The following is a 4429-nucleotide window of genomic DNA, read 5'->3' as shown; positions in this document are numbered from 1 at the left end:
GTGGTGGTTGTGGCTGAGCACGTTCAGGCCGATAACGAACGGCTGGCGCGGGCGCTGATGCTTTCGCATCTGTCGGCTATCTATATCCATTACCAGCTTCCGCGTTTGTCCGCGCTGTGTGCGGCGACAACGGCGGCGATGGGCGCTGCGGCGGGAATGGCGTGGCTAATGGGCGGTTCTTACCAGACCATTTCCATGGCGATCGGCAGTATGATCGGTGATGTCAGCGGGATGATCTGCGACGGAGCGTCTAACAGCTGCGCCATGAAGGTCTCGACCAGCGTCACCAGCGCCTGGAAAGCCGTGATGATGGCGCTGGATGATACAGCCGTGACGGGTAACGAGGGGATTGTGGCCCACGACGTGGAACAGTCTATCTCTAACCTGTGCGCCCTGGCGTGCCGCTCAATGCAGGCAACGGACCGGCAGATTATTGAGATTATGGCGAGTAAGGTGTAAAAATTTCCCCTCTCCCCATTGGGGAGAGGGCCAGGGTGAGGGGGGTTAAACCGGCAAATCAATCAGCAGCGCGCGCAGCGGCGTATCTGCCACCAGGGTGATATTCGCTTCATCACGAATAAACGCCCCGTCACCGCAGGTGAGCGCTTCTTTCTCTTCCGTATGCGTTACCGCATGTACCGTGCCGTGAATGGACTGTAAATAGGCGCGCGGGCCATGAAGCTGGAAGCTCACCTGTTCACCTTTTTTCAGTTCAATATGGTGCAGCCATACCTGCTGGCGTAACTGCAAGCTGCCTTTGCTGCCGTCTGGCGAAGCAATCAGCTGCTGTTTATCGCCCTTCAGGTCGATCTTTTGCACCAGGGGATTTTCCCGCTCCGGACAGGCATCCAGCCACAGCTGCATGCGGGTCAGCGTTTTGTCTTTGCTGAGGTTATGCTCGCTATAGCTAATACCGGGCTGCGTAGAAATTAACAGCGCCTCGCCAGCTTTTGCCTGGACATGATTGCCCTCGCTATCGCGGTATTCTGCCTCGCCTTCCAGGATCAGGTTCAGGATATCGACTTTCGGATACGCGCGCGGCTGGAAGGACGCGCCCGGAGCGAGCACCTCCTGATTCAGTACGCGCAGTGAAGCGTAACCAAGGAGTTTAGGGTCAAAGTAGTGTCCAAAGGAAAAGGTGTAGCGGGCCTGCAACCAACCGAAATCGGCTTGTCCGCACTGTTTCGCTGTTCTTGTCGTAATCATAAACTTGACCTCTCTTTACACTAAATCAATGGTAAAGGTATGGACGCTGCATTGTTAGCCAGATATTCTGCCCGGTATGTTCAAATTTCCTGAATGAGAACGAGATGGCTAAAGAGAGAGCATTGACGCTTGAGGCGCTTCGCGTCATGGACGCGATTGACAGGCGTGGCAGTTTTGCCGCCGCGGCAGATGAACTGGGGCGCGTTCCGTCTGCGCTGAGCTATACCATGCAAAAGCTGGAGGAGGAGCTGGATGTTGTGCTCTTCGATCGCTCCGGTCATCGAACAAAATTCACCAACGTTGGGCGAATGCTGCTGGAACGCGGCCGCGTGCTGCTGGAAGCGGCGGATAAGCTGACGACGGACGCCGAGGCGCTGGCCCGCGGCTGGGAAACCCATCTGACGTTAGTGACCGAAGCGCTGGTGCCCACCGAGGCGCTGTTCCCGCTGGTGGACCGCCTGGCCGCAAAAGCCAATACCCAGCTGTCGATCATCACCGAGGTGCTGGCAGGGGCATGGGAGCGGCTGGAGACGGGCAGGGCGGATATCGTCATTGCGCCGGACATGCATTTCCGCTCATCGTCAGAAATCAACTCGCGCAAACTTTACAGCGTGATGAACGTCTACGTCGCCGCGCCGGATCACCCGATTCACCAGGAGCCGGAGCCGCTCTCTGAAGTGACGCGCGTGAAGTACCGCGGCGTGGCGGTGGCGGATACCGCGCGCGAGCGTCCGGTGCTGACGGTTCAGCTGCTGGATAAACAGCCGCGTCTGACGGTGACGTCGCTGGAAGATAAGCGCCAGGCGTTGCTAGCCGGGCTGGGCGTGGCGACCATGCCGTATCCGTTCGTCGAAAAGGATATTGCTGAGGGGCGGCTGCGCGTGGTCAGCCCGGAATACACCAGCGAAGTGGATATCATTATGGCGTGGCGTCGCGACAGCATGGGCGAAGCCAAATCGTGGTGTTTGCGAGAAATACCCAAGCTCTTTGCGCATCACAACAAATAAGCATGCAGGCCCGGTAAGCGTAAGCGCCACCGGGCAAAATTTACGCGCTTGTCTTAGGATCCGGACCAAAGCGGTTTTCGCCCGGCGTTCCGCTCTGACAGTTGAAAATCAAAATCACGATCCAGCCGATAAGCGGGATCAACAGCAACAGCAGCCACCACGCCGAACGATCGGTGTCGTGGAGACGACGAAACAGCACGGCCCATGAAGGCAGCAGAACTAACACACCATAAATGGTGGTGAGTATGCCTTCACCCCCCTCTCGCTCCCAGCCGAGGATTTTGTCCACAATGCCCAGCACCATAATCAGGACGAAGTTCACCAGAACGAACATCCAGTACTCTTTGCGGCGGGCGCGGCCACCAAATCCAACGTAGTTGCGCAGTACTTTTAAATACCAGTCCATTTTCCTTGCCTCTTAATCAGTCAATCACTTGTTTTCTAAGCGATCGAGGTAAGGATAGATGTATGCTGTGAATTAAAAAAGGGAATCAATTGATTCCCTAAATAATTATCCGAAACGCACGTCGCGCCCGTGCGGTTCATCCAGATCCTGCCACGGGCCAATGGAGATGATGCCCGTTGGGTTGATGGTCTTGTGGCTGCGGAAATAGTGGGTGCGAATATGGTCAAAATCGACCGTCTCCGCAATCCCGGGCATCTGATAGATGTCGCGCAGGAAACCGTGCAGGTTCAGATAGTCGCTGATGCGATGCTTGTCGCACTTGAAGTGGGTGACGTAAACCGGATCAAAGCGGATCAGCGTCGTCCACAGGCGGATGTCCGCTTCGGTCAGACGAGAGCCGGTTAAATAACGATGCTGGCCGAGGATCTGCTCCAGCCGCTCCAGGGATTCAAAGACTTTTCCGACCGCTTCGTCGTAGGCTTCCTGGCTTGTGGCGAAACCGGCCTTATAGACGCCGTTGTTCACGTTGTCGTAGATCCAGCCGTTCAGCTCGTCAATTTTCTCGCGCAGCTCCGCCGGATAATAATCCCCGGCGCGGGCGCCGTGCGCGTCAAACGCGGTATTGAACATGCGAATGATTTCAGCGGATTCATTGCTGACGATCGTCTGGTTTTTCTTGTCCCACAGCACCGGTACGGTTACGCGTCCGGTGTAGTGCGGATCGGCGCGCAGATAGAGCTGATACAGGAAATCGTGGTGATAAAGTTCATCACCCGTCGCGGCAGGGAAATCGCTGTCGAAGGTCCAGCCGTTTTCCAGCATCAGCGGGTTCACCACCGAAACCGGAATTAACGATTCGAGGCCTTTAAGCTTGCGCACAATCAGCGTGCGGTGCGCCCACGGGCAGGCGAGAGAAACGTACAGATGATAACGATCTTTCTCCGCCGCAAAGCCCCCTTCGCCGCTCGGGCCGGGTGCGCCGTCGGCGGTCAGCCAGTTACGGAAGGCCGAAACAGAGCGCTTAAAGCGTCCGCCGGTGGATTTGGTGTCATACCAGACATCCTGCCAGACGCCGTCTACGAGTTGTCCCATTTTTTACTCCTCCGTCAGATAGCAAAAGCGAGGAGATGTCTCCTCGCTTTGAATTTAATCAGTATAGCGTGCTTACCACTTCTTATTCAGAAGACGGTCGATGCTGTAAGCGCCAGGGCCCGTGATGGCCAGCAACAGATAGCCGCCTGCAATGGTCAGGTTTTTCATAAACATCAGGGAGTTCACGCCTTCGGCAAAGTTGCTGTGGAACAGGAACGCCGTCAGCAGGGTGAAGCCTGCGGTAAACAGCGCCGTGGTGCGGGTCAGGAAACCGAACAACACCGCCAGGCCGCCGCCGAACTCAAGCAGGATAGTCAGTGGCAGCAGGAACCCCGGCACGCCCATGGCTTCCATATACTGCTGGGTACCCGCATAACCGGTGATTTTGCCCCAGCCTGCGGTGATGAACAGAATTGGCATCAGAATACGCGCTACCAGTACACCAACATCTTCTAATTTTTTCATTTTACTCTCCAGGAAACCACATCAGCGGCTAAACGTTATTTGCTTGCAAAATCGGGTAGATACCGCGTCTTTGCTGTCGATGGAGAGGAGTGTAAACGGGGCGGGTGGCAATTGTTAGCAAGGAAAACTGTCAATCTTTTTCAAAGATATTGAGTAAGGGAGCATGAAGAGATGTTGCCGGGTGACGGCTACGCCTTACCCGGTCTACTTTTTACCGTAGGCCGGGTAAGCGCAGGGTATGAACCGGAAACAT

Annotated in this window: 6 protein-coding genes; 2 read left to right on the top strand and 4 right to left on the bottom strand. The window is 55.9% G+C overall.

From position 1 onward, the window contains the following. Positions 1 to 459, top strand: a 459-nt coding sequence (locus IM267_RS21205; protein WP_226847975.1) for an L-serine ammonia-lyase, iron-sulfur-dependent, subunit alpha, incomplete at its 5' end; no start/stop codon positions are given. A 45-nt stretch (positions 460 to 504) separates the two neighbouring features. On the opposite strand, the gene IM267_RS07465 is transcribed toward IM267_RS21205, so the two are convergent. Further along, complete coding sequence (locus tag IM267_RS07465; protein WP_063451087.1) at positions 505 to 1206, bottom strand: pirin family protein; 702 nt, start codon at positions 1204 to 1206, stop codon at positions 505 to 507. Positions 1207 to 1310: 104 nt separating this feature from the next. On the opposite strand from IM267_RS07465, the gene yhaJ reads away from it, so the two are divergent. Further along, a complete protein-coding gene (gene yhaJ, locus IM267_RS07460; RefSeq protein WP_003862655.1) occupies positions 1311 to 2213 on the top strand; it encodes a DNA-binding transcriptional regulator YhaJ in 903 nt (300 codons plus the stop codon). A 40-nt stretch (positions 2214 to 2253) separates the two neighbouring features. On the opposite strand, the gene IM267_RS07455 is transcribed toward yhaJ, so the two are convergent. The 3 genes from IM267_RS07455 to IM267_RS07445 form a co-directional block, all read right to left on the bottom strand. Further along, positions 2254 to 2619 (bottom strand): DUF805 domain-containing protein, encoded by a 366-nt coding sequence (locus tag IM267_RS07455; RefSeq protein WP_063451088.1) that lies wholly within the window; start codon positions 2617 to 2619, stop codon positions 2254 to 2256. Between the two features lie 105 nt (positions 2620 to 2724). Beyond that, positions 2725 to 3711: a glutathione S-transferase family protein gene (locus IM267_RS07450; RefSeq protein WP_193033094.1), complete on the bottom strand. Its 987-nt coding sequence runs from the start codon at positions 3709 to 3711 to the stop codon at positions 2725 to 2727. Positions 3712 to 3783: 72 nt separating this feature from the next. Then, positions 3784 to 4176 carry a DoxX family protein gene (locus IM267_RS07445; RefSeq protein WP_063867629.1) on the bottom strand — a complete coding sequence of 131 codons (393 nt, stop codon included), beginning with the start codon at positions 4174 to 4176 and terminating at the stop codon, positions 3784 to 3786. Between the last annotated feature and the right edge of the window lie 253 nt (positions 4177 to 4429).

The sequence above is a fragment of the Enterobacter cloacae complex sp. P15RS genome (assembly GCF_014895905.1).
GTDB classification, from domain to species: Bacteria; Pseudomonadota; Gammaproteobacteria; order Enterobacterales; family Enterobacteriaceae; genus Enterobacter; species Enterobacter quasihormaechei.
Note: the sequence above shows the minus strand (reverse complement) of the source record. Positions and strands in the feature narration are given on the sequence as shown.